20 protein-coding genes are annotated in these 22350 nt (G+C 72.1%); 13 read left to right on the forward strand and 7 right to left on the reverse strand.

Annotation, left to right across the window (positions count from 1 at the left end):
* Both ACFY3C_RS00005 and ACFY3C_RS00010 read left to right on the forward strand, forming a co-directional pair.
* On the forward strand, positions 1 to 731 hold a 731-nt coding region (locus ACFY3C_RS00005; protein ID WP_386578111.1), incomplete at its 5' end, for a cbb3-type cytochrome c oxidase subunit I.
* Positions 728 to 1063, forward strand: a complete 336-nt coding sequence (locus ACFY3C_RS00010) for a hypothetical protein (protein WP_390769059.1) — start codon at positions 728 to 730, stop codon at positions 1061 to 1063. The genes ACFY3C_RS00005 and ACFY3C_RS00010, both read left to right, overlap by 4 nt.
* Before the next feature lie 6 nt (positions 1064 to 1069).
* Here ACFY3C_RS00010 and ACFY3C_RS00015 read toward each other — a convergent pair whose 3' ends face one another.
* Positions 1070 to 3025 carry a ricin-type beta-trefoil lectin domain protein gene (locus ACFY3C_RS00015; RefSeq protein ID WP_390769060.1) on the reverse strand — a complete coding sequence of 652 codons (1956 nt, stop codon included), beginning with the start codon at positions 3023 to 3025 and terminating at the stop codon, positions 1070 to 1072.
* Positions 3026 to 3230: 205 nt separating this feature from the next.
* Here ACFY3C_RS00015 and ACFY3C_RS00020 point away from each other — a divergent pair, with 205 nt between their 5' ends.
* Positions 3231 to 4460: a glycosyltransferase gene (locus ACFY3C_RS00020; protein ID WP_390769527.1), complete on the forward strand. Its 1230-nt coding sequence runs from the start codon at positions 3231 to 3233 to the stop codon at positions 4458 to 4460.
* 146 nt (positions 4461 to 4606) lie between these two features.
* On the opposite strand, the gene ACFY3C_RS00025 is transcribed toward ACFY3C_RS00020, so the two are convergent.
* Together ACFY3C_RS00025 and ACFY3C_RS00030 are read right to left on the reverse strand one after the other, a co-directional pair.
* Entirely contained in the window at positions 4607 to 5632 is a 1026-nt protein-coding gene (locus tag ACFY3C_RS00025; RefSeq protein WP_386578108.1) for an alcohol dehydrogenase, read from the reverse strand.
* 144 nt (positions 5633 to 5776) lie between these two features.
* The gene (locus ACFY3C_RS00030) at positions 5777 to 6439 is read right to left on the reverse strand and encodes a TetR/AcrR family transcriptional regulator (protein ID WP_386578107.1); all 663 of its coding nucleotides are present in this window, start codon (positions 6437 to 6439) and stop codon (positions 5777 to 5779) included.
* Between the two features lie 138 nt (positions 6440 to 6577).
* Between ACFY3C_RS00030 and ACFY3C_RS00035 the strand changes: the two genes are divergently transcribed.
* Positions 6578 to 7840 (forward strand): YncE family protein, encoded by a 1263-nt coding sequence (locus ACFY3C_RS00035; protein WP_390769061.1) that lies wholly within the window; start codon positions 6578 to 6580, stop codon positions 7838 to 7840.
* Between the two features lie 55 nt (positions 7841 to 7895).
* On the opposite strand, the gene ACFY3C_RS00040 is transcribed toward ACFY3C_RS00035, so the two are convergent.
* Together ACFY3C_RS00040 and ACFY3C_RS00045 are read right to left on the reverse strand one after the other, a co-directional pair.
* Positions 7896 to 9752: a cellulase family glycosylhydrolase gene (locus ACFY3C_RS00040; protein WP_390769062.1), complete on the reverse strand. Its 1857-nt coding sequence runs from the start codon at positions 9750 to 9752 to the stop codon at positions 7896 to 7898.
* Between the two features lie 82 nt (positions 9753 to 9834).
* Positions 9835 to 11883: a GTP-binding protein gene (locus ACFY3C_RS00045; protein WP_390769063.1), complete on the reverse strand. Its 2049-nt coding sequence runs from the start codon at positions 11881 to 11883 to the stop codon at positions 9835 to 9837.
* Between the two features lie 256 nt (positions 11884 to 12139).
* Between ACFY3C_RS00045 and ACFY3C_RS00050 the strand changes: the two genes are divergently transcribed.
* From ACFY3C_RS00050 to ACFY3C_RS00080, 7 genes are all read left to right on the forward strand, one after another.
* Positions 12140 to 12622 (forward strand): (2Fe-2S)-binding protein, encoded by a 483-nt coding sequence (locus ACFY3C_RS00050; RefSeq protein WP_386578099.1) that lies wholly within the window; start codon positions 12140 to 12142, stop codon positions 12620 to 12622.
* Positions 12619 to 14982, forward strand: a complete 2364-nt coding sequence (locus ACFY3C_RS00055) for a xanthine dehydrogenase family protein molybdopterin-binding subunit (protein WP_390769064.1) — start codon at positions 12619 to 12621, stop codon at positions 14980 to 14982. Before ACFY3C_RS00050 ends, ACFY3C_RS00055 begins: the two co-directional genes overlap by 4 nt.
* A complete protein-coding gene (locus ACFY3C_RS00060) occupies positions 14979 to 15833 on the forward strand; it encodes an FAD binding domain-containing protein (protein WP_390769065.1) in 855 nt (284 codons plus the stop codon). The genes ACFY3C_RS00055 and ACFY3C_RS00060 overlap by 4 nt, the downstream gene beginning before the upstream one ends.
* Positions 15834 to 15848: 15 nt before the next feature.
* A complete protein-coding gene (locus tag ACFY3C_RS00065) occupies positions 15849 to 16724 on the forward strand; it encodes an AAA family ATPase (RefSeq protein ID WP_386578096.1) in 876 nt (291 codons plus the stop codon).
* A 341-nt stretch (positions 16725 to 17065) separates the two neighbouring features.
* On the forward strand, positions 17066 to 18229 hold the full coding sequence (locus tag ACFY3C_RS00070) for a VWA domain-containing protein (protein WP_390769066.1): 1164 nt from the start codon (positions 17066 to 17068) through the stop codon (positions 18227 to 18229).
* On the forward strand, positions 18222 to 19346 hold the full coding sequence (locus tag ACFY3C_RS00075; RefSeq protein WP_386578094.1) for an XdhC family protein: 1125 nt from the start codon (positions 18222 to 18224) through the stop codon (positions 19344 to 19346). The genes ACFY3C_RS00070 and ACFY3C_RS00075 overlap by 8 nt, the downstream gene beginning before the upstream one ends.
* A 16-nt stretch (positions 19347 to 19362) precedes the next feature.
* Positions 19363 to 19998, forward strand: coding sequence for an SRPBCC family protein (locus ACFY3C_RS00080; RefSeq protein ID WP_390769067.1), 636 nt, complete (start codon positions 19363 to 19365; stop codon positions 19996 to 19998).
* Positions 19999 to 20024: 26 nt separating this feature from the next.
* On the opposite strand, the gene ACFY3C_RS00085 is transcribed toward ACFY3C_RS00080, so the two are convergent.
* Positions 20025 to 20612, reverse strand: coding sequence for a GNAT family N-acetyltransferase (locus tag ACFY3C_RS00085; RefSeq protein ID WP_390769068.1), 588 nt, complete (start codon positions 20610 to 20612; stop codon positions 20025 to 20027).
* Positions 20609 to 21136, reverse strand: a complete 528-nt coding sequence (locus ACFY3C_RS00090) for a metallophosphoesterase family protein (RefSeq protein WP_390769069.1) — start codon at positions 21134 to 21136, stop codon at positions 20609 to 20611. The genes ACFY3C_RS00085 and ACFY3C_RS00090 overlap by 4 nt, the downstream gene beginning before the upstream one ends.
* Positions 21137 to 21231: 95 nt before the next feature.
* Here ACFY3C_RS00090 and ACFY3C_RS00095 point away from each other — a divergent pair, with 95 nt between their 5' ends.
* Both ACFY3C_RS00095 and ACFY3C_RS00100 read left to right on the forward strand, forming a co-directional pair.
* Positions 21232 to 21669, forward strand: coding sequence for a MarR family winged helix-turn-helix transcriptional regulator (locus ACFY3C_RS00095; protein ID WP_390769070.1), 438 nt, complete (start codon positions 21232 to 21234; stop codon positions 21667 to 21669).
* Positions 21670 to 21706: 37 nt separating this feature from the next.
* The gene (locus ACFY3C_RS00100; RefSeq protein WP_390769071.1) at positions 21707 to 22291 is read left to right on the forward strand and encodes a hydrolase; all 585 of its coding nucleotides are present in this window, start codon (positions 21707 to 21709) and stop codon (positions 22289 to 22291) included.
* The last annotated feature ends 59 nt before the right edge of the window (positions 22292 to 22350 follow it).

Here is a 22350-nt window from a genome sequence, read left to right on the forward strand (position 1 = left end):
CCGGCGGTGTGCTGCTGCCGTTCTTCTCCTTCATGACGTTCCTGATCGCCGTACCGACCGGTGTGAAGTTCTTCAACTGGATCGGAACGATGTGGCGCGGCAGCCTCTCCTTCGAGACACCGATGCTGTGGGCCACCGGCTTCCTGGTGACGTTCGTGTTCGGCGGGCTGACCGGGGTGATGCTGGCCTCGCCGCCGCTGGACTTCCCGACCTCCGACACCTATTTCGTGGTGGCCCACTTCCACTACGTCATCTTCGGCACGGTCGTGTTCGCGATGTTCGCGGGCTTCCACTTCTGGTGGCCGAAGTGGACCGGCAGGATGCTGGACGAGCGCCTCGGCAAGATCACCTTCTGGACGCTGTTCATCGGCTTCCACGGCACCTTCCTCGTGCAGCACTGGCTGGGCGTGAACGGCATGCAGCGCCGGATCCCCGACTATCTGGCGGTCGAAGGGCTCACCACGCTCAACACGGTCTCGACGGTCTTCTCGTTCCTGCTCGGCTCGTCGATGCTCCCGTTCTTCTACAACGTCTGGAAGACGGCCAAGTACGGCGCGAAGGTCGAGGCCGACGACCCCTGGGGCTACGGCCGTTCACTCGAGTGGGCGACCTCCTGCCCGCCGCCCCGGCACAACTTCCTCTCCCTGCCGCAGATCCGCAGCGAGTCGCCTGCGTTCGACCTGCACCATCCGCGGGTGGGGCAGCAGGAGCGGGAGCTGACCGCGCGATGAGCACGGGAGAGGAACGGGCGCTGGTCCAGGAGATCGAGGGCCATCTGCTGCTCGCCGCCGCACGGGAGGAGGGCCGTACGGCGGCGGCCCGTGCGGCCGCCCGGCTCGGCTGGCTCACCGACACCCAACGGGACGACCTGGAGCGGCTCTTCGAGATGGAGTACCTGGCCCTGGCCCGCACCTCGTGGCGGCGCACCGCCGAACGCGCCGAGGAGCTGCGGCACACGTACGAGGCCAGGTACCGGGCGCTGCGGCAGCGGCTGGTGGCCTGGTGCGTGCTGGGCTGCGCCCTGCTGGCGGCGACGAGCCTGCTGGTGCTCGCCGCCGCCTAGGCGGTGTCAGGTCCGGGACCACTTCTGGTTGTCGCCGCCGTTGCAGGCCCACAGCACCAGGGACGTGCCGTTGCCGGTGCCGGCGTTGTACGCGTCCAGGCACAGGCCCGCGTTGACGTTGGTGATCGTGCCGTCGGCGTTGACGTTCCACTGCTGGTTGGTCTGTCCGTTGCAGTCCCAGATCACCACCTTGGTGCCGTTGGTGGTGCCGAGGTTGTAGGCGTCGAGGCACTTGTCGCCGTAGACCACGAGTTCCTTGCGCAAGGTGTAGGTCCAGGCCTGGTTGGCGCCGCCGTTGCAGTCCCAGAGTTCGGCCTGGGTGCCGTTGGTGATCGTGTTGTCGTAGACGTCGGCGCAGCGGCCGGACTGCTTGCCGGCGAGCAGGGTGCCGCCGGTGCCGGGGACGGGTCGCACCGAGAGGGTGCCCAGGGTGGGACCGCCGGTCAGGGTCAGGGAGTTGGTGGACCCCTTGGTGAGGTGGACCTGGACCGAGACCGTGCCCGGGGTGGATCCGGTGGGCGGGAAGGAGACGGTGGTGGCGGTCTGCCCGTTGACCTGGAGCGTGCCGGTGACGGGGGTGGACGCCGTGTTGGTGTAGGCGAGGTCGACCACGTCCAGGCCGGTGCTCGCCGCACTCACCCCGGTGTACCTGCCGGTGGATGTGGCGCTGTAGCCGCTGCTCGCCGCCTCGCTGCCGGTGACCTTGAGCATCACCGAGCCGCCCGCCGGGACGCGGGTGGTGTAACTCGTCGTGTAGGAGCCGAGGTTCTGCTGCGCCCACAGGTCGCGGACGCCCGCCGCGGCGCCGGTGAGGCCGAGGTCGGACCAGCGGACGGTGATGTCTTTGGCGGCGGAGGTGCGGTTGAGGAGCACGACGGCCCGGTTCCCGGTGCCGGCGAGGACCTTGCCGTACACCTGTAGGCCCGTGGTGTCCTCGGCGACCTTGACGCCCTGGAGGCCGCGTGGGTCCTGGTCGACGGCGATGACGTCCTGGTTCTTGAGGGCGGCGGCCGTCTCGCTCGACATGGTGGTGAGGTCGTTGCCGGCCAGCAGCGGGGCGCCGGATATCGCCCACAGGGACATGTGGGTGCGGTTCTGCGCGGCGGTGAAGCCGGGCATGCCGACCATCAGCATGTCGGGGTCGTTGTAGTAGCCCGTGTGCTGTGCGGCCGGGTGCAGGGCCTGGTCGAAGTTGGACAGCATGCTGGTCTGCGAGGGCGCGTTGCCGTAGTAGATGATGTCCGTGCTGGTCCGCCACATGGGGGCGCGGCCCGGCGCCCAGTTCCAGGGGTTCTGCTTGCCCCAGTTGCAGACCGAGAGGGTCAGCGGGCGGCCCGTGGTGGCGGCGGCCCTGGTGGCGGCGGAGCTGATCGCCTTGTACGTGGTCGCCGCGTCCAGTCCTTCGGCGTCGCCGCCGCACCAGTCGACCTTCACGAAGTCGAAGCCCCACCGGGAGAACTGCAGCATGTCCTGGTCGTAGTGGCCCTCGCTGCCGGTGTTCGCGGCGGCGGGGCGGCCGGTCGGGTAGTAGTAGCCGCAGCCGTTCTTGCCCGCGTCGGTGTAGATGCCGGCCTTCAGGCCCTTGCTGTGGATGTAGTCGGCGATGGCGCTCATGCCGCCGAGCCACTCGGAGGTGTCGACGGTGATGTTGCCCGCGCTGTCCCGGGTGCCCTGCCACCAGCCCTCGTCGATGTTGACGTACTGGTATCCGGCGGCGGGGAGTCCGGCCGAGACGAACGCGTCGACCTGCTGCGCGATGACGTTGTGGTCGATCTTCGAGGCGAAGCTGTTCCAGGAGGCCCAGCCCATGGGGGCGGTGGGGACGGACACCTGACGGGTGGTCACCGCCTGCGCCGGACCCGGCTGGGCGAACAGGAGGGCGGCGGCCGCGGTCAGGACGAGGACCAGGGCGCGTACGGCGGCGGTTCTGCAGCGTCTTGCGAGACCGGGTGGGGGGTACATCGGCTCCTCCGCGTGCGGGACGGAATGCATGTGTGATCGGGATTTCGAACAAAGATCGACTAACCGAACATGCTGCGCGCCGACCGTAGAGCCGCCCGGGGTGAAGTCAACGGATGCGGCAGGCGTGAAGTCGTCGGGCGGGCCGGGTCGTTGGTCCGCTGCGCGGCGCGGCGCAGCCATACTGGCCGCCATGCGGCTTGCCATCATGACGGCGGGATCCCGGGGCGACGTGGCCCCCTACACCGGCCTCGGGTACCGGCTCGGCCGAGCCGGGCACGAGGTCACCCTGGTCACCCACGGCTGCTTCGAGCCGCTGGTGGAGGGATCCGGGGTGCGGTTCCACGCGCTGCCGGTCGATCCGCGCGCGGAGCTGGAGTCACCGCGGGGCCGGGGGCTGCACCGCAGCACCAGCGACGCCGGGAAGCTGGTGCGGGTGGTCGAGCTGGCCCGGCGGCTGGTCGGGCGGATGACCGACGACCTGGTGGCGGCGGCACGGCAGAGCGATGTGCTGCTGCTGTCGGCCTCGCTGGCACCGCTCGGGCACGCCATCGCCGAGGGCCTGCGACTGCCCAGCATGGGCCTCTACCTGCAACCCCTCGCCCCCACCCAGGAGTTCGCCCCTCCGGTGCTCGGCGGCGGCACGTTCGGGGCTCCGGCCAACCGGCTCGCCGGGCACGGTGTGAACCTCGCCGTGGAGCACGTCTTCGCCGCGACCGTGCCCGCGGTCCGCGCCCGCCTCGGGCTGCCCCCGGTCGGCACCGGCCCCGCCCGGCGTGCCCGGGAGCGGCGGCTCTGGCCGGTGCACCACGGTTTCAGCCCGCTGGTCGTGCCCCGGCCCCGGGACTGGCGGCCGGGCCTGGGCGTGTGCGGCTACTGGTGGCCGTACGACACCGAGACCGAACTCCCGCACAGGCTGCTGGAGTTCCTCGACGCCGGTCCGCCGCCGGTGTTCGTCGGGCTGGGCAGCGCCACCGTGCCGGACGCCCGCCGGCTGAGCGCACAGGTCGTGGCGGCACTGCGGCGGGCCGGGCTGCGCGGGGTGATCCAGCGCGGCTGGGGCGGCCTCGCGGCGGACGGCGACGACATGCTGACCATCGACGAGGTGCCGCACTCGGCGCTCTTCCCGCGGACGGCCGCCGTGGTCCACCACGCCGGGGCGGGCACGACCGCGGCGGGCCTGCGCGCCGGGGTGCCGGCCGTGCCGGTCCCGATCCAGTTCGACGAGGGCTTCTGGTCCGCCCGGCTGGTGTCATTGGGCGTCGCCCCGGCCGCCGTACCGCTGCGCCGACTGACCGTCGACGCCCTGTCCACGGCGCTGCTCCGGGCGACACGCGAGGCGTCGTACGCCGAGCGGGCCCGAGCACTCGGCGCGCGGATCCGCACGGAGGACGGAGTGACGCCAGTGCTGGACGCGGTGAACGCGCTGGACGGCTGATCACCGACGCCACACCCACCGCGCCACTCCCGACCACACACGACGCGTCGCACACCCAGCGGACCCGAGCACTCGGCGCGCGGATCCGCACGGAGGACAGGGTGACGCCGGTACTGGACGCGGTGAACGCGCTGGACGGCTGATGCTCAGCCGTTGGTGAGCACCATCCGGAAGCGGGCGGCGCCGGTGAGCATCTTCTGGAAGGCCTCGTCCGCGCGGTCCAGCGGCACGGGCTCGGTCATCGGGCGGATGCCGTGCAGGGCGCTGAACGCCATGGTGTCCTCGACGTCCTGCGCGGTGCCGGACGGGTGGCCGCGGACGACCCGTGCGCTCATCAGCAGTTGGACCGGGGTGATGCCCAGCGGTTCGACGTCCGCTCCGATGACGACCAGCTCGCCGCGGTGGGCGAGGCCGTCCACGGTGGACGTGATGGCCTCGGAGTTCCCGGCGGTGGCGAGGACGACCTTGGCGCCGCCGAGGGACTGCAGCGACTCGGCGACCGGAGTGCCGGAGGTGCTGTCGACGTAGTGGTGGGCGCCGAGCTGCTTGGCGAAGTCGGCCTTCTCGGGGCCGCGGGCGATCGCCACGGTCTCGAAGCCCATCGCGACCGCGTACTGCACCCCGAGGTGCCCGAGGCCACCGAGGCCGAGCACCGCCACCAGGTCCCCGGGCCGGGCGGAGCTGCGCCGCAGCCCGTTGTACGTGGTCACGCCCGCGCAGGCCATGGGCCCGGCGTCGCTCGCGGACAGCCCCTCGGGGATCCGGGCCAGGGCGTCGACGGGCGCGATCACCTTCTCGCCGAAGCCACCGTCGTAGGCCCATCCCGGGACCTTCAGGTTCGGGCACACGATGAAGTCGCCCTCGCGGCAGGGCGTGCAGTGGCCGCAGCTGCCGCCGAACCAGCCGACGGCCACCCGGTCGCCGACCCGCCAGCCGCGCTCGTGGGTCCCCGGGCCCAGCTCCTCGACCTGCCCGGCGATCTCGTGCCCGGGTACCTCCGGGAACGTCACGCCCGGTAGTCCGGCGTTCACGAAGAGGGCGTCGCTGTGGCAGATCCCGCAGGCCTCCACGGCGATCCGCACCTCGCCGGGCCCTGGCTGCGGCACCTCCCGCTCGGCCAGCTCGAACGTGCCGCCCGGGGCGGTCACCTGCGCGACTCGGTAGGTACTCATGCGTCACTCCGGAGAACGGGTACGTAGGCCCCCCGGTCCAGCAGACCAGCTCCGGACCGATCGCGCGCGTCGAACCCCGCGAGCCCTGCGATCACACCCCAGGTGACCTGGGGAAACGCGCCTCGACCGGACCGAACCGGCCGGTCAGGCGGTCTCGGGGCGCCAGCCCTCCGGGCGCAGGATGCCCAGCAGTTGGCGGACCAGTTCGTCGACGACCTCGTCCAGGCTCGCATCCACCCAGCCGGCGCTCCAGTCGTGCAGAAGACCGTTGACGCTGCCGATGAAGGCCGTGGCCGCGAGGCGGTAGTCACGCGGTGCCGCCTCCCCGCGGGCCACCGCCGCGTCCGCCTCCGAGCGGATCAGGTCGACCCAGCGGGCCCGGCGGGCCAGCCGCTGCTCCTCCAGGCGGGCGCTGACGCCGATGATCTCCACGAAGGCGATCCGGATGCGGCGTGGGTCGGAGGTGACGTCGCGGGCGTAGGCGTGGAACAGCACGGCGACCCGCTCGGCCAGCGGCAGCCCCTCGGCCGCCGCGAGCGCGTCCAGCACCGCCTGTTCCGCCCAGCCGTTGACCTCCAGGTGCAGCGCGGCGAGGACATCCTCCAGGGTGCGGAACTCCTCGTAGAACTGGCGGGTGGACAGGCCCGCGGCCTGGCTCAGCGCGGCAACCGTCGTGGCGCGGAAGCCCGGGCTGTCGCCGAACGTCTGCAGTGCCGCCGCCAGGAACCGGCGGCGCCGCTCGGCCTGCCGTTCCTCGGCGGACCTGCCACCGTAGCGGCCCGTCGGCGCCTTGAGCCTCCCCGTCACGCTTCCCCCTCCGTCACCCACCGGTTGCCATTCTTGTCGTGCACACATCTTGTCGAGAAGGGCGCCCCCTCCTTACTTTTCAGTAAGTTCACTGTGAATCCGCCCGTGTTCAGATTTCCCCGAGGAAAGAGAGCAGTCATGCCTGCCTCCAGATCCAGGCACCTTTGCTCCGTGGCCGCCGCCCTCGTCCTGACCGTCGCCGGCCCGGCGACCGCCGCCTCCGCAGCCTCCGCCGCCTCGTCCGACGCCTCGGATCTGCGCGAGGTGCTGTTCGTGGGCAACAACTGGGACGGCACCGCCGATGTCATCAAGTCCTCCGGCGACTTCGCGAAGGTCGGCCGGATCAACGTCATCCCGGACAAGGACCAGCGGATGGCGGAGATCAACGCGGACCCCATCAAGTGGATCTACTTCATGGCGATCCGCAACAGCGTCGGCGAGGGCCACGACCAGTTCGCCGACGACATGTACTCCACGCCCGACGGCAAGTCGGTCGTGGTCTCCCGCCCGAGCTTCGCCGACGTCGTGTCCATCGACCTGGCCACCGGGAAGATCAACTGGCGTTTCCCGGTGTCCGGTTACCGGGCCGACCACATGGCCGTCTCGCCGGACGGCACCCGGGTGGCCGTCTCCGCCTCCACCGCGAACACCGTGCACGTGCTGGACATCGGCACGGGCAAGCAGCTGGGGTCGTTCGCGACCGGCGACAAGCCGCACGAGAACATCTTCACCAAGGACGGCAAGTACATCTGGAACATGGCCATCGGGGACGTCAACACCGCTCTGGACGACCCGGGCTGGGACTGGACGAAGGGCGACCGCCACATCACGGTCGTGGACGCGACCACGTACAAGCAGGTCAAGGTCATCGACATGCGCCAGCGGCTGGATGCGATCGGGCTGAAGGACTTCTCCGACGCCGTGCGGCCGGCCGTCTTCTCCCCCGACGAGTCGAAGCTGTACTTCCAGGTGTCGTTCTTCAACGGGTTCCTGGAGTACGACGTGGCCGCCGACAAGATCACCCGGGTGAAGACGCTGCCGAAGAACCCGGCGACCAGCGAGGACCGCACCACCTGGGTCAACGACTCGCGCCACCACGGCATCTCGATGAACCCCGCGGGCACCAAGCTGTGCGCCGCGGGCACCATGGACGACTACGCCACGGTGGTGGACCGCGCCACCCTCCAGGAGGGCACGCTGGTCCCGGCCTCCAAGCCGTACTGGGCCACGGTCAGCGGCGACGGCAAGGACTGCATCGTCTCCGAGAGCGGCGCCGACCAGGTCACGGCGATCGACTTCGCCACCGGCCGGAAGGTGACGTCGATCCCGGTCGGCGACCATCCGCAGCGCGTCCGGCTGGGGCATGTGCAGGCCGACTGGACGGGTCCGAGCGGAAGTTGAGCCGCTGCCGTACGGCCTCCGGGGTGCCCCACGCACCCCGGAGGCCGTACCGCTGTCAGAAGTGCGCCTTCGCCCAGGAGGCCAGCTCGGACCCGGCGGCGCTGAGCAGGTCCGCCGAGGGCGCCGTGGCCCCATTGGTCACCAGGGCGTAGTGCAGGACGCCGGAGTCCGAGTCGGTCAGCAGCAGTCGGCGGCTGCCGGTGCCGCCCGGCTCGGGGGCCACACCGACCGGGGTCCGGTCGGTGTGAGCGGGCGGTGCGTAGGTCGTGCCCAGGTCGGAGACGACGGTGGTCGCCGAGGTGGGGAAGGTCGCCGGCAGGTGCAGTTCGGTGGGTGCGGTGCCGCTGCCGGAGCGCCACACCAGCAGCCCGTACTGGCCCGAGCCCACCAGCCGTGCCACGTTCGGCAGCGAACTCGGCACCGGGTTCCAGGTCAGGGTGGTCGAGCCGTCCCGGGAGCGGTCCTCGTAGGTGAAGGCGAGCGTCGAGCCGGCGGTGGCGCTCGGGTAGACGCGGTCGAGCAGCCGGGCGTCCTGACGGAGGGCCGCGTTCCCGGAGTCGTCGAGCTTCACGGCGGAGAGGTCCTCGTCGTTCCAGGCGTCGCCGGAGGTGAGGACCTTGTCGGGGTTGCCGTTCATCAGCTCGTGGTGGCGGCCGTTGTAAAGGTCCCACTGCCACTGCGAGCCGGACAGCACCGGGCCGGAGGCGGCCGGGTTGGTCCACCAACTTGCCCCGGGGACACGGGAGTCGAGCGCCTGGTACATCGCCTTGAGCACGGTGGGCGCCTTGTCGGACACCGTGCCGGACAGCGGGTGCCCGAACTCGCTGACCAGGGCCGCGGTCCCGGCGGCCGAGGCGCGGTCGCGGACGGCACCGAAGCCGGAGGCGTACTGGCCGTCGGCCGCCTTGCCCCACATCAGGATGCCGGAGATGGCCTTCTGGTCGTAGAAGTGGGTGTTGAAGACATAGCGCGGACCGAGCGTGGCGGCGTCCAGCAGTCCGCCCTCCTGCTTCTGGGTGGAGATGTTCGCGTTCCAGAAGAGGTTGGGCTCGACGAAGGCGGGCTTGTCCTGCCAGCCGGCGGCGTCCATGCGGGCGCGGAACTTCACGTAGAACGGCCAGAGCAGGTCGCGTTCCCAGGTGCGGGAGGTCTGCCCGGAGTCGTAGCTGCCCGCGTACGGCTCGTTGTACGGGTCGAAGCCGACGACGCCGGCGAACTCGCCGTCGGTGAGGTGCTGTCGGAGGTAGACCATGGCCGTCTCAGCCGTGGCGAGGAAGGCGTCCTGCAGACCGTAGCTGTTGTGCCAGAAGTCGTACTGCGCCTTCTGCACGGCCGCGTTCTGGGTGATGTTCTGACCCCAGAAGAGGCAGATCCCGCAGGACTCCTTGGGGTAACTTCCGGCGTCCACCGCCCACTCGGGGGCGCCGTCGCCCGTGTACCAGCTGCCGGAGTTGAAGAGGTAGCGGGAGTGGAGGTCCTGGTGGAAGTCGGGATAGACCCGGATGCCCGCGTCCAGGAAGGCGCGCATCTGCTCGGTGACCGCGGCCAGGTAGGCGGCGTCCGCCCGGCCGCGCGCGGGTTCGGCGTGCGCCCAGGAGAGCAGGAAGCGGACCGCGTTGCCGCCACCGAGGGCGCGCAGCGCGGTCGCCGACCTGCGGGCGTCGGCGACCGACGCGAAGGGCAGGCCGCCGTTCTCCTCCAGCTTGGTCTCGCCGGAGACGTTGTAGCCGCGCAGCACGATCTCGCGGCCCTGACCGTCGGTGAAGCGGCCGTTCTGGACGGTGAGCGGGGTGCCGTCGAACCAGAGCGAGTCGGAGGGGGTGGCGGCGGTGGCGGGCGGGGCACCCGCCACCGTCAGGAGTCCGCAGAGGACGACCAGGACAAGAAGCACACGCGCCCTGATGGTGGACATGTACACCACAGTCCGGGGATGCCGGGACAGCGTCAATACTACTGACTCAAAAGTAAGTTGACTCTCAGTCAGCACATTCCTCTCAGTCGCCCACCCGGCGTGTGACGTTCAGCAGGTACTCCTTCCGGTTGAGCGGGTTGTGGTCGGTGCGCGGACGTTCGGGCAGCGGGCCGCGGGTGACCGGTGCGTAGTGGTCGAAGGCGGACTCCAGCTCGCCCTCGCCCCGGGTCAGCCCCGGCAGCCGCTGCTCCAGCTCATGGACCCGGGCGGCGGGCACGGCACCCTCCAGGACACCTTCCTGCCCGTGCGCCTCGGTGCTCTCCGCCACCGCGCCCAGCCGGGCCAGCACCGGCAGCAGGGCACCCAGCGTGTCCGCCGGGGCCTCGATGCGGAAGCGGTGCATCGGCTCGTAGACCTGGGTGCCCGCCCGGCGCAGCGCCTCGGCCAGGACGAGCGGGGTCAGGCCGCGGAAGTCGTAGCCGGTGCTCGACATGCTCTTGTCGAAACCCTGGTGGGCATGGCTCTGCCGGGGCGAGTAGCCGGAGTGGGTCATGGTGACGGTGCAGTCGGGGATCTGCCAGCCGTGCAGCCCCTGGCCGAGCGTCTCGCGGACGGTGTCCTCGACGGCCTTGAAGAAGGCGTACGGCATGGAGCCCAGCTCCACCTCCAGCCGGAACCGCACGCCGGAGCCGGGCGGGGCGGGGTCGACACGCAGGCCGACGGTGGCCAGGAAGGGGTTGGGGTCCTTCTTGTTGAACTCCACGGCCTGCCCGGCACCGACCGGCCGTTCGATGCACAGGGTGGTGGTCTCCCGGAAGGTGACGTCCAGGCCGTACTCGTCGGCGAGCGTGGCCTGGATGACCTCCTTCTGCACCTCGCCGTAGAGGGAGACCGAGGTCTCCCCCCGCAGCTCGTCGTGGCGGACACCGATGAGCGGGTCCTGTTCGGCCAGCTGGGTGAGCGCGAGATGCAGGGAGCGCCGGTCCGCACCGGCCCCCGGGACGACGACGGTCTCCAGGGTGGGCGGCGCGAAGTGGTGCTCGTAGACCCGCCCCGGCACACCGATCGCGTCACCGATCCGGATGCCGGCGAGTCCCCACACCTTGGCGATCCGCCCGGCGCCGACCCTGTCCTGCCGGAGGTCGGTGCCGTTCTCGAAGACGGTGAGTGCGGTGACCCGCCCCTCCGCCCGAGCGCCCTTGCCCTCCTTGCCCTCCTTGCCCTCCTTGCCCTCCTTGCCCTCCTTGCGGCCGACGCCGCCCGCCTCGCGACCGTCCCCGAACAGAACCCGCTCACGCACACGCAGTGCGCCGGAGAGGATCCGCGCGTAGGCGATCTTCTCCCCCGCCGGGCCCCGCTCGACCTTGAACACCGTGCCGGACAGGGGGCCGTCCGGGTCGCCGGAGGCGGTCGGCAGCAGGCGTTCGATGCCGGTGATCAGCTCGGGCACGCCGGCGCCGGTGATGGCGGAGCCGAAGTAGACCGGGTGGACCAGGGCCCGTCGGGTCTGGGTGGCGAGGGCGGTGTTGAGGCTGGCGTCGGAGACATCGCCCGCCACGTAGGCGCGGAGCAGGTCGTCGTCGTGGTCGGCGAGCGTGTCCAGGGCGGACGGGAGCAGGCGGGGGACGAAGCGGGCGTCGCGGGTGCCGAGCGCTGCGGCCGTCCCCATGGGTACGAGCGGTACGGCCAGCCTGCGGGAGAGGTCGCGCAGGACCGCCTCCTCGCGGGCGCCCCGCCGGTCGATCTTGTTGACGAAGACGAGCGTGGGGATGCGCAGCCGGCGCAGGGTCCGCATCAGCACCCTGGTCTGCGCCTGGACGCCCTCGACGGCCGAGACGACCAGGACGGCGCCGTCCAGCACGCCGAGCACCCGCTCCACCTCGGCGATGAAGTCCGGGTGACCGGGGGTGTCGATGAGGTTGACCGTCACCGAGTCGAGCGGGAACGACACGACCGCCGACTTGATGGTGATCCCGCGCTGCCGCTCCAGCGCGAGGGTGTCCGTCCGGGTGCTGCCGTCGTCGACGCTGCCGACCTCGTCGGTGACTCCGGCCGCGTGCAGCAGCCATTCGGTCAGGCTGGTCTTACCGGCGTCTACGTGCGCGAGAATTCCGAGATTGAGCAAGTGCACTGAGCGTGATGTCCTTCGGCATGGGTGGGATTCCTTCCTGGGTGGACATGCACGCAGTGCGCATTGCTGGTCCTCTCTGGTTGACGTCGGGTCAGGGGAAGTGCAGCAGGGCCGCTCCTCGACAGCAATGGATTAATGTTCAACAAAAGCCCCGCCGCAGCACTCGCCGCCTCCAGAGCGCGGCCATAGAGTGACCTACATCACGTCGATCTGGCTGATTCTCGCTCCTGCCCGCACGGTCTGGAGGGCACATCACATGACCCACATCAAGGTGAACGTGGACGGCACGGCGTACGAGGACGACGTCGAACCCCGTCTGCTCCTGGCCCACTACCTGCGCGACCGCCTCGGCCTGACCGGCACCCCGATCGGCTGCGACACCTCGAACTGCGGCGCGTGCACGGTCGACCTGGACGGGGCGACCGTCAAGAGCTGCTCGGTGCTGGCCGTGCAGGCGGACGGCGGCACGGTCACCACCGTCCAGGGGCTGGCCAAGGACGGCGAGTGGACCGCGCTGCAGCACGCCTTCCACGAGCGGCACGCTCTCCAGTGCGGCTTCTGCACCCCGGGGATGATCATGGCGGCGCGCGATCTGCTGCGCGAGAACCCGCACCCCACCTCGGACGAGGTCCGGGAGGCCCTGGAGGGCAACCTGTGCCGGTGCACCGGCTACCAGAACATCGTCCGCGCGGTGCTCGCCGTCTCCGGGCAGCAGCTCCCCGAGGAGGCCACGGCATGACCGATCAGGCCGTAGAACACGAGGTGGGCCGGCCCCGGCTGCGCAAGGAGGACGCCCACCTGGTCACGGGCCAGACCAACTGGACCGACAACATCCAGGTCGCCGGACTGCTGCACCTGGCCGTCCTGCGCAGCCCGATGGCCCACGCCCGGGTCACCCGTGTCGACGTCTCTCCCGCCCTGGAACGCCCCGGTGTCGTAGCGGCGTTCAGCGGCGCCGACCTCGCCGAGGGAATGGGCTCCCTGCCCTGCGCCTGGCCGGTGACCGAGGACATCGTGCACCCCGACCACCCGCCGATCGCCGTCGACGAGGTCCGCTACGCCGGTGACCCGGTGGCGGTCGTGGTGGCCCGCGACCGGTACGCGGCCGCCGACGCGCTGGAGGCCGTCGAGGTCGACTACGAGCCGCTGCCACCGGTCCTGGACCTGGAGGCCGCGCTGGCGGACGGCGCCCCGCTGGTCCACTCCGACAAGGGCACCAACCACTGCTACACCTGGCCGCTCGCCACCGGCGAGAGCTTCGAGTCGGTCCGGCAGCGCGCCGACGTCACGCTCAAGCGCCGCTACCACCAGCAGCGGCTCATCCCCAACGCCATGGAGCCGCGCGCGGTCGTCGTCACCCCGCTCGCCGCCTCCGGCGAGTACACCGTCTACTCGGCGACCCAGATCCCGCACATCCTGCGGATCATGCTCGCCGTGGTCACCGGGATCCCCGAGCAGAAGCTGCGCGTGGTCGCCCCGGACGTGGGCGGCGGCTTCGGCTCCAAGCTCCAGGTGTACGGCGAGGAGGCCCTCGCGCTCGCCGTCGCGCGCAAGCTCGGCCGTCCGGTGAAGTGGACCGAGTCCCGCTCCGAGGGCTACCTCGCGACCCACCACGGCCGCGGCATGATCCAGGACGTGGAGATCGCCGCCACCCGGGACGGAAAGCTCCTCGGCCTGAAGGTCGACCTGCTCGCCGACATGGGCGCCTACCTGATGCTCGTCACCCCGGGCATCCCGATCCTCGGCGCCTTCATGTACCCGGGGATCTACAAGATGGACGCCTACGAGTTCAACTGCACCGGCGTCTTCACGACCCGCACGCCCACCGACGCGTACCGCGGCGCCGGACGCCCGGAGGCGACGTTCGCCATCGAGCGGATCATGGACGAGCTGGCCGCCGAACTCGGCCTGGACCCGGTGGAGGTGCGGCGCCGGAACTGGATCCGGCACGAGGAGTTCCCGCACACCTCGATCGCCGGGCTGACCTACGACAGCGGCAACTACGAGGCGGCGACCGAGAAGGCGCTGGCCCTGTTCGGGTACGACGACCTGCGCGCCGAGCAGCACAAGCGCAACGAACGCGGCGACCCCGTACGCCTCGGCATCGGCGTGTCGACGTACACCGAGATGTGCGGGCTCGCGCCGAGCCGGGTGCTGCGCGACCTGCGGTACGGGGCCGGCGGCTGGGAGGCGGCGAGCATCCGCATGCTGCCCACCGGCAAGGTCGAGGTGGTCACCGGCACCAGTCCGCACGGGCAGGGCCACGAGACCTGCTGGAGCCAGATCGCGGCCGACGTGCTGGGCGTGCCGTTCGAGGACGTCGAGGTGGTGCACGGCGACACCCTGGCGGCCCCGCAGGGCATGGACACCTATGGCTCGCGGTCGCTGGCCGTCGGCGGCGAGGCCGTGCACCGGGCGGCGACGAAGGTGGTCGAGAAGGCGCGGAAGATCGCCGCGCATCTGCTGGAGGCGAGCGAGCAGGACCTGGAGTTCACGAACGGCGTGTTCTCCGTGAAGGGCTCCCCGGAGGCGCAGAAGACCATCCAGGAGATCGCCTTCGAGACGTTCACCTCGCACGATCTGCCCGACGGCGTCGAGCCGTCCATCAACGCCGAGACCCTGGTAGACCCGGAGAACTTCTCCTACCCGCACGGCACCCACCTGTGCGCGGTCGAGATCGACACGGAGACCGGGCAGACGCGGATCAGGTCGTACGTCTGCGTCGACGACGTCGGCCGGGTCGTCAACCCGATGATCGTCGAGGGCCAGGTGCACGGCGGTCTCGCGCAGGGCATCGCGCAGGCGCTGTACGAGGAGGCCGTGTACGACGACGAGGGCAACCTGGTCTCCGGCACGATGGCCGACTACCTCGTGCCGTCCGCGGCGGACCTGCCGGAGTTCGTGACCGACCGGACGGAGACGCCCGCGGTCTCGAACGCCATGGGGGTCAAGGGAGTCGGCGAGGCCGGGACGATCGCGTCGACGCCCGCCGTGGTCAACGCCGTGGTGGACGCGCTCAGGCCGCTGGGCGTGCACGACGTACGGATGCCCTGCACCCCCGAGCGGGTGTGGCGAGCGGTGAGGGAGGCGTCGGCATGATTCCCCCGGTGTTCGAGTACGCCCGTCCGACCAGCGTCGACGAGGCGGTGCGCGCGCTCGCGGACGCGGGCGAGGAGGCGAAGGTGCTGGCCGGCGGGCAGAGCCTGCTGCCGCTGCTGCGGCTGCGGCTCGCCTTCCCGGAGCTGGTCGTGGACGTGGGCCGGATCCCGGAGCTGCGCGGGGTCCGCGAGGACGGCGACACCCTCGTCATCGGCGCCCTGACCACGCACCACGAGGTGATCCGTGACCCGCTGGTGCGCCGGCACGCCGGTCTGCTCGCGGAGGCGACGGCCACCGTCGCCGACCCCGCGGTACGGCACCGGGGCACCCTGGGCGGCTCGCTCGCGCACGCCGACCCCGCCGGCGACCTGCCCGCGGTGCTGCTGGCGATGGACGGCGAGATGGTCGTCGCCGGGCCGAACGGGCGCCGGACGATCCCGGCCCGGGACTTCTTCGTCGACTACCTCCAGTCTGCCCTGGCCCCCGACGAACTCCTGGTGGAGGTGCGGGTGCCGAAGGCGGACGGCTGGGGCTTCCACTACGAGAAGTTCCACCGGGTCGCGCAGGCCTGGGCGATCGTCGGCGTCGCGGCGCTCGTACGGCGCGACGACGGACGGATCGCCGAGGCGCGCATCGGACTCACCAACATGGGCGCGACCCCGCTGCGGGCCACGGCGGCCGAGGAGGCGCTGTCCGGTGCCGACGGTCCCGAGGCCGTGGCACGGGCAGCCGAGGCGGCGGCCGAGGGCACCCGGCCGTCGCAGGACCTGTCGGCCTCGCCCGAGTACCGGGAGCACCTCGCGCGGGTGCTGACCAGGCGGGCGGTGCTGACCGCCGGCGGAATGGGGTGAGCACCGATCACCCGGATGGACAACCCGGAGCAGGTGCGGGCCCGCCTGGAGGAGACGGGGTACCTCGTCGACGAAGGGCTGGGCGTCACCTGCTTCCTGGCACTGAGGCTGCACCGGCCGCTCTTCTGCGAGGGCGACGCGGGCGTGGGCAAGACCGCGCTCGCGACCGCCCTGGCCGAGGCGCTCGACGCGCCGCTGATCCGCCTGCAGTGCCACGAGGGCATCGACGCCTCCCAGGCCCTGTACGACTGGGACTTCCCGCGCCAGCTGTTGCATCTGAGGGCCGCCGAGGCGGCCGGCGTCCAGGACGCGGACCGTCTGGAGAGCGAGCTGTACGACCGGCGCTTCCTCGTCGCCCGGCCGCTGCTGCTGGCCCTGCAGACGCAGCCGTCGGTGCTGCTGGTCGACGAGATCGACCGGGCCGACGACGAGTTCGAGGCGTTCCTGCTGGAGCTGCTCTCCGAGTACTCCGTCACGATCCCGGAGCTCGGCACCCTGCGGGCCGAGGAGCCGCCGGTGGTCGTGCTGACCTCGAACCGGACCCGGGAGGTGCACGACGCGCTGAAGCGGCGGTGCCTCTACCACTGGTTCGACCATCCCTCCTTCGCCCGCGAACTGGCCATCGTGCGCACCCGGTTGCCGCAGGTGTCGGCACGGCTGGCCGAGCAGGTCACCGCGCTGGTGCAGGCGCTGCGGGGCGCGGACCTGCTCAAGCCGCCCGGGGTGGCCGAGACGATCGACTGGGCCGAGGCCCTCGACGCGCTGGGCGCGAGCGAGGTGGACGCGGAGCTGGCCGTGGCGACGCTGGGCTCGGCACTGAAGTACCGGGAGGACGTGGACCGGGCCCGTGCGCTCGATCTCACGGCGGTCCTGGCGACGCGGGGGACGTGAACGCCATGGCCGGATCGGGGCGCAGGGGGAACGGGACTTCGGGGACCGGGGATCAGCCCCCGCGCGGTCCGGCCTGGCCAGGAGGCGTGCCCCCCATCGGCCCGGCAGGGCCCGGCACGAGCGGAACGTCCGATGCCGCGGACCGGCCGCCGGACGAACCGGAAGACCCGACCCTCCCCGGCCCGTCGACGCCCGACACGAACGAACCCTCCAGCGCCGAGAACCGACCTCGGGACGAACCGGAAGACCCGACCCTCCCCGGCCCGACGACACCCGACACGAACGGGCCCTCCGATGCCGGGGACCGGCCTTCCGGCGGACCGGGGGGTGCGCCGGCCGGGATGGGCGGGGCCGCAGGGGCGGATGCCGTGCTGCTCGGGTTCGTGCGGGCGGTGCGGGCCGCGGGGGTCGACGCGAGCACCGAGCGGGCGTACGCCTTCCTGCGTGCCGTGGACGTGTTGCGGCCGGGGGTGCGGGCCGACGTGTACTGGGCGGGGCGGGCGACGCTGTGCGGCGGCCACGACGACCTGGAGCGGTACGAGCGGGTGTTCGCCGCCTACTTCGGGCCACCGGGCGAGCCCGCCCGGCAGGTGGTGCGGCACGCTCCCCCGCCCCGGCTGCGGCTCGTCGTGCGGGACGCGCCCGCCGGGAGCCGTGACCCGGGCGAGAGCGAGCCTTCCGGGCCGCCGACGGCCGCGCTCGCCAGTGCCACCGAGGTGCTGCGGCACCGCGACGTGGGCGAACTGGACGCCACCGAGCGCGCCCATCTCAACCGGCTGCTGGCCGCGTTCGCGCTGTCCGGGCAGACCCGGCGCTCCGCGCGGCGGCGCCCGGCCCGGCGCGGGGACGTCGACCCGCGCCGCACCGTACGGGAACTGCTGCGGCGGGGCGGTGAGCCGGCCCGGCTGCGGCGCCGCGCGCGCGTGGACCGGCCCCGCCGGATCGTGCTGCTCGTCGACGTGAGCGGGTCGATGGCGCCGTACGCCGACGCCCTGCTCAGGTTCGCGCACGCCGCGGTGCGCGGGGGCCGTACGGAGGTGTTCACGATCGGCACCCGGCTGACCCGGGTGACCCGGGAACTCTCGCACCGCGACCCGGACCTGGCGATGACGGCGCTGGCGGCGGCCGTCCCCGACTGGCGCGGCGGCACCCGGCTGGGCGAGCTGCTGCGCGAGTTCCTCAACCGCTGGGGACAGCGCGGCATGGCGCGCGGCGCGGTCGTCGTCCTGCTCTCGGACGGCTGGGAGCGCGATGATCCGGAGCTGCTGGGCGCGCAGATGCGCCGTCTGCACGGGCTGGCGCACCGGGTCGTCTGGGCGAACCCGCGCAAGGCACGCCCGGGTTACGCGCCCCTCGCGGCCGGGATGGCGGCGGCCCTGCCCAGCGTGGACGACTTCGTCGAGGGGCACAGCCTGGCGGCGCTGGAGCGGCTGGCGGCGGTGGTGCGCGGGGCGGAGACCGAGAGGGTCCCGGTGACCCGGGTGAGAGGAGCGGAGCGTGCGTGAGATTCTGCCGGCGCTCGAGCGCTGGTACGCGGCCCGGATCCCGTTCGGCCTGGCGACGGTCGTCGCGGTCAGCCGCAGCGCGCCGCGCGGACCCGGCGCCGCCATGGCGGTGGGGTCGGACGACGAGGTCGTGGGAAGCGTGTCCGGGGGCTGTGTGGAAGGGGCGGTGTTCGAGCTCGCGCAGGAGGTGGTGGCGAGCGGCGAGGCCCGGCTGGAGACCTTCGGGTACAGCGACGAGGACGCGTTCGCGGTCGGACTCACCTGCGGCGGCGAGATCACCCTGCTGGTACGGCCGGTGACGCCCGAGACCGACCCGGCGTTCGGGGCGGTCGCCGGGTGCGTCGCCGCGGGTGAGCCGGTGACCGTGGCCACGGTGGTCGACGGGCCCGCCCCGCGCGGGGCCACGCTGGCGGTCTGGCCGGACACCGCGGCCGGCCCGCCCGGCAACGTCGGCACGCTGGGCACGACCGGGCTCGACGTCGCGGTCACCGCCGACGCGCGCGGCGAGCTCGCCCTCGGCGCCTCGGTGCTCAGGCACTACGGGCCGCACGGCGAGCGCCGCGAGGACGCCGTCACCGTGTTCCTGCAGTCGTTCGCGCCACCGCCGCGCATGCTGGTCTTCGGCGCGATCGACTACGCGGCCTCGGTGGCCCGCATCGGCGACTTCCTCGGCTACCGGGTCACCGTGTGCGACGCCCGCCCGGTCTTCGCCACGCCCAAACGCTTCCCGCCGGGCGTGGAGGTCGTCGTCGAATGGCCGCACCGCTACCTCGGCAGCACGGACACCGACGAGCGCACGGTGATCTGCGTCCTCACCCACGACCCGAAGTTCGACGTGCCGTTGCTCGAGGAGGCGCTGCGCCGGCCGGCCGCCTACATCGGGGCGATGGGCAGCCGCCGTACCCACGACGAACGGCGCGCCCGGCTGACCGAGGCCGGTCTCACGGAGGCCGAGCTGTCCCGGCTGCGCTCGCCGCTCGGGCTCGACCTCGGCGCCCGTACGCCGGAGGAGGTCGCCGTGTCCGTCGCCGCCGAGATCGTCGCCCTGCGCTGGGGCGGCAGCGGCGCGCCCCTGACCACGACCGCGGGGGCCATCCACCCACGCGCCACAGCCTGAGTACGAGGAGGAAGTCATGGAGCTGCACCACGAGTTCACCGTCCCCGTCACGGTCGACGACGCCTGGCGCGCGCTCCTCGACATCGAACGCGTTGCGCCCTGCCTGCCGGGCGCGGTGGTGGAGGAGTACGACGGCAAGACCGTGACCGGCTCGGTGAAGGTCAAGGTCGGCCCGGTCACCCTGACCTACCGGGGTACCGCGGTCTTCGAGGAGCAGGACGAGGCGGCGCACCGGATGGTGCTGGTGGCGAGCGGCCGGGAGACCCGGGGGCAGGGCACCGCGCGGGCGACGGTCACCGGAACGCTGAGCGGGCGCGACGGCGGTACGGCGGTGTCGGTGCGGACCGATCTGACGGTGACCGGGCGGCCGGCGCAGTTCGGCCGCGGTCTCCTGTCGGAGGTGGGCGACCGCCTGGTGGGCCAGTTCGCGGCCTGCCTCGCCGAGCGGCTGACCGAGCGCCCCCCACAGCTCACCGGCACCGGCGAGCAACAGGAACCGCCCGCCGAGGAGGAAGTGGCCGAGCCGCTCGACCTTCTGCGAGCGGCCGCGGTACCGGTGGCCAAGCGAGCCGCGGAGGCGGCCGTGGTGTTCGCCGTGCTGGTCATGGTCGCCGCGGGGGCGCGGCGGTGCAGGCGGGCCCGGCACCGGTAGTCGTGGGCCCGCATCCCGCGCGGGGATCAGCCGCCCTCGGCCACCAGTGCGTGCAGATGCTCGTCGTGCCAGCCGTCGGCGTGCAGCAGGGAGGAGCGCATCGTGCCCTCGAAGGCGTAGCCGGCCTTCTCCGCGACTCGGCAGGACGCCGGGTTGCCGACCGCGTGGCACAGCCGCAGACGGTGCAGGCCCAGGTCGTCCAGCGCCCACCGGCTCAGTCGCCGGGCCGCCTCGACGACGATGCCGCCACCGCGGGCCTCGGGCAGCACCCAGTACATGATCTCGGCGCTGCCGCCCGCCAGATCGACGTTGTGGAAACCGGCGAGTCCCAGGGGCGGGCCGCCGGGCCGGGCGATCGCCCATACGGCACCGGTCTCGGCGCGCCACCGCTCGTGCATGCGCTCGATCCGGGCCCGGGCCTCGTCACGGGTGCGGACGGAGAACAGGTTCCACAGCTGGATCGCCGGGTCCGACCCGGCGGTGAGCAGCGCGTCGGCGTCGGCGGTCCGCCAGAGCCGAAGCTCCAGGCCGCCCGGCAGTTCGAGGACGGGCTGGTCGCGCTCGGCCATGCTTCCCGTGGGTACGACGTCGGGTATGTCGTAGTCGGAGATCATCGACGCATCGTGCCACAGGCCGGCCAGCGCTGGGGCAGCCGCTGCAGAGTGACGTCGGTGAGCGCGCCGTCGGCGACGGTCGCCGTGAGGTAGGTGTAGTGCGGCTGGCGGCGGCGGTCGGTCGGGGAGCCGGGGTTGAGCAGCCGCAGGCCGCCGGGGGCGACGGTGTCCCACGGGATGTGGCTGTGGCCGAAGACCAGCACGTCCAGGTCGGGGAAGCGGGCGGCACAGCGGGCCTCACGGCCCTGCGCGGGGCCGGTCTCGTGCACCACGCCGAAACGCAGGCCGCCCAGTTCGGCGTACGCCACCTCGGGGAGCCGGGCCCGCAGCTCGGGGCCGTCGTTGTTGCCGTACACGCCGATCAGCCGCCGGCTGCGGCTCCCCAGCAGGTCGAGGGTGGCGGTGTCGACCCAGTCCCCGGCGTGGAACACGACGTCCGCGTGCGGGAGTTCGGCGAGCAGCTGGTCCGGGAGCCGCTTGGCGCGCTTGGGGAGGTGGGTGTCCGACATCAACAGGAGACGCACCCCACCAGCATAGATGTGAACAGAGAAACAGATCTTCAGGTGAGACTGAACAGTCTGAGCTGGACAGGCCCCACTGACGGTTCTACGCTGACGCCATGGCTCACATCTCGGACTCCGCCGCCCGCACCGCACGCGACCTGCGTGTGGTGTTCAGCCGGCTGCGGCGCCGTATCCGCGAGGTCGCGCAGGACTCCGACCTGACCCCGTCGCAGGAGTCGGCGCTCTCCCTGGTCGGCAAGCACGGCGCGGCCACGGCCAGTGCCCTGGCCGCCGCGGAGGGCGTGCGGCCCCAGTCGATGGCGACCACGCTGGCCGCCCTGGAGCAGCACGACCTGATCCGGCGTGCCCCCGACCCCGACGACGGCCGCCGCCAGCTGGTCACCCTGACCGAGGCCGGCCGGTCCCGGGTCGAGGGCAACAGGCAGCTGCGCGAGGAGTGGCTGGCCCGCGCCTTCCAGGACCGCTACACCGAGGAGGAGCGGCAGACGGTCCTGAAGGCGCTGGAGCTGCTGGAACGGCTCTCGCAGCCATGAGACCAAAAACTCACCCCCCGAAAGGCCTGATCGACCCATGTCCGTCAGCACCCTCGACCCCCGTACCGCGCTCGTCGTGATCGACCTGCAGAGCGGCATCGTGGGCATGCCCACCCAGCCGTACGCCGCCGCGGACGTGGTGGCCCGTACGACCGAACTCGCCGACGCCTTCCGGGCCCGCGACCTGCCCGTGGTCCTGGTCCGGGTCTCCTTCGCACCCGACTGGGCGGACGCCGTCCCCGGCCGGACCGAGCGCCAGGCGCGCGGTCTCGCCTTCCCGGAGGGCTGGGACGTCATCGTCGACGAACTGTCCGGCCACCCCGGCGACATCCACGTCACCAAGCACAACTGGAGCGCCCTGTACGGCACCGACCTGGACGTCCAGCTGCGCCGGCGTGGCGTCACCCAGATCGTGCTGACCGGCATCGCCACCAGCATCGGCGTGGAGTCCACCGCCCGCGACGCCTACGCCCACGGCTACCACGTCACCCTCGCCACCGACGCCATGGCCGACAGCGACGCCGAGGCACACCTGGGCAGCGTCGAACGGATCTTCCCGCGGCTCGGCGAGAGCGGTACGACGGCGGAGATCCTGGAGCTGCTCGCCAAGACCCACGCCTGACCGGCCAGTTGGGGCATCCCTTGTGCGGGCGGGCGGTCGCCCGCGCAAGGGCCCGGGTT

The sequence above is a fragment of the Streptomyces sp. NPDC001410 genome, assembly GCF_042895235.1.
Classification (GTDB): Bacteria; Actinomycetota; Actinomycetes; order Streptomycetales; family Streptomycetaceae; genus Streptomyces.

What these genes read in the sequence shown, in the direction of transcription:
- ACFY3C_RS00100 (WP_390769071.1), top strand. Translation starts at nt 21,707, where the DNA reads ATGTCCGTCAGCACCCTCGACCCCCGTACCGCGCTCGTCGTGATCGAC.
- ACFY3C_RS00025 (WP_386578108.1), bottom strand. Translation starts at nt 5,632, where the DNA reads ATGAGTACCTACCGAGTCGCGCAGGTGACCGCCCCGGGCGGCACGTTC.
- ACFY3C_RS00035 (WP_390769061.1), top strand. Translation starts at nt 6,578, where the DNA reads ATGCCTGCCTCCAGATCCAGGCACCTTTGCTCCGTGGCCGCCGCCCTC.
- ACFY3C_RS00050 (WP_386578099.1), top strand. Translation starts at nt 12,140, where the DNA reads ATGACCCACATCAAGGTGAACGTGGACGGCACGGCGTACGAGGACGAC.
- ACFY3C_RS00065 (WP_386578096.1), top strand. Translation starts at nt 15,849, where the DNA reads ATGGACAACCCGGAGCAGGTGCGGGCCCGCCTGGAGGAGACGGGGTAC.
- ACFY3C_RS00055 (WP_390769064.1), top strand. Translation starts at nt 12,619, where the DNA reads ATGACCGATCAGGCCGTAGAACACGAGGTGGGCCGGCCCCGGCTGCGC.
- ACFY3C_RS00015 (WP_390769060.1), bottom strand. Translation starts at nt 3,025, where the DNA reads ATGTACCCCCCACCCGGTCTCGCAAGACGCTGCAGAACCGCCGCCGTA.
- ACFY3C_RS00060 (WP_390769065.1), top strand. Translation starts at nt 14,979, where the DNA reads ATGATTCCCCCGGTGTTCGAGTACGCCCGTCCGACCAGCGTCGACGAG.
- ACFY3C_RS00080 (WP_390769067.1), top strand. Translation starts at nt 19,363, where the DNA reads ATGGAGCTGCACCACGAGTTCACCGTCCCCGTCACGGTCGACGACGCC.
- ACFY3C_RS00085 (WP_390769068.1), bottom strand. Translation starts at nt 20,612, where the DNA reads ATGATCTCCGACTACGACATACCCGACGTCGTACCCACGGGAAGCATG.
- ACFY3C_RS00070 (WP_390769066.1), top strand. Translation starts at nt 17,066, where the DNA reads ATGGGCGGGGCCGCAGGGGCGGATGCCGTGCTGCTCGGGTTCGTGCGG.
- ACFY3C_RS00020 (WP_390769527.1), top strand. Translation starts at nt 3,231, where the DNA reads ATGACGGCGGGATCCCGGGGCGACGTGGCCCCCTACACCGGCCTCGGG.
- ACFY3C_RS00010 (WP_390769059.1), top strand. Translation starts at nt 728, where the DNA reads ATGAGCACGGGAGAGGAACGGGCGCTGGTCCAGGAGATCGAGGGCCAT.
- ACFY3C_RS00095 (WP_390769070.1), top strand. Translation starts at nt 21,232, where the DNA reads ATGGCTCACATCTCGGACTCCGCCGCCCGCACCGCACGCGACCTGCGT.
- ACFY3C_RS00040 (WP_390769062.1), bottom strand. Translation starts at nt 9,752, where the DNA reads ATGTCCACCATCAGGGCGCGTGTGCTTCTTGTCCTGGTCGTCCTCTGC.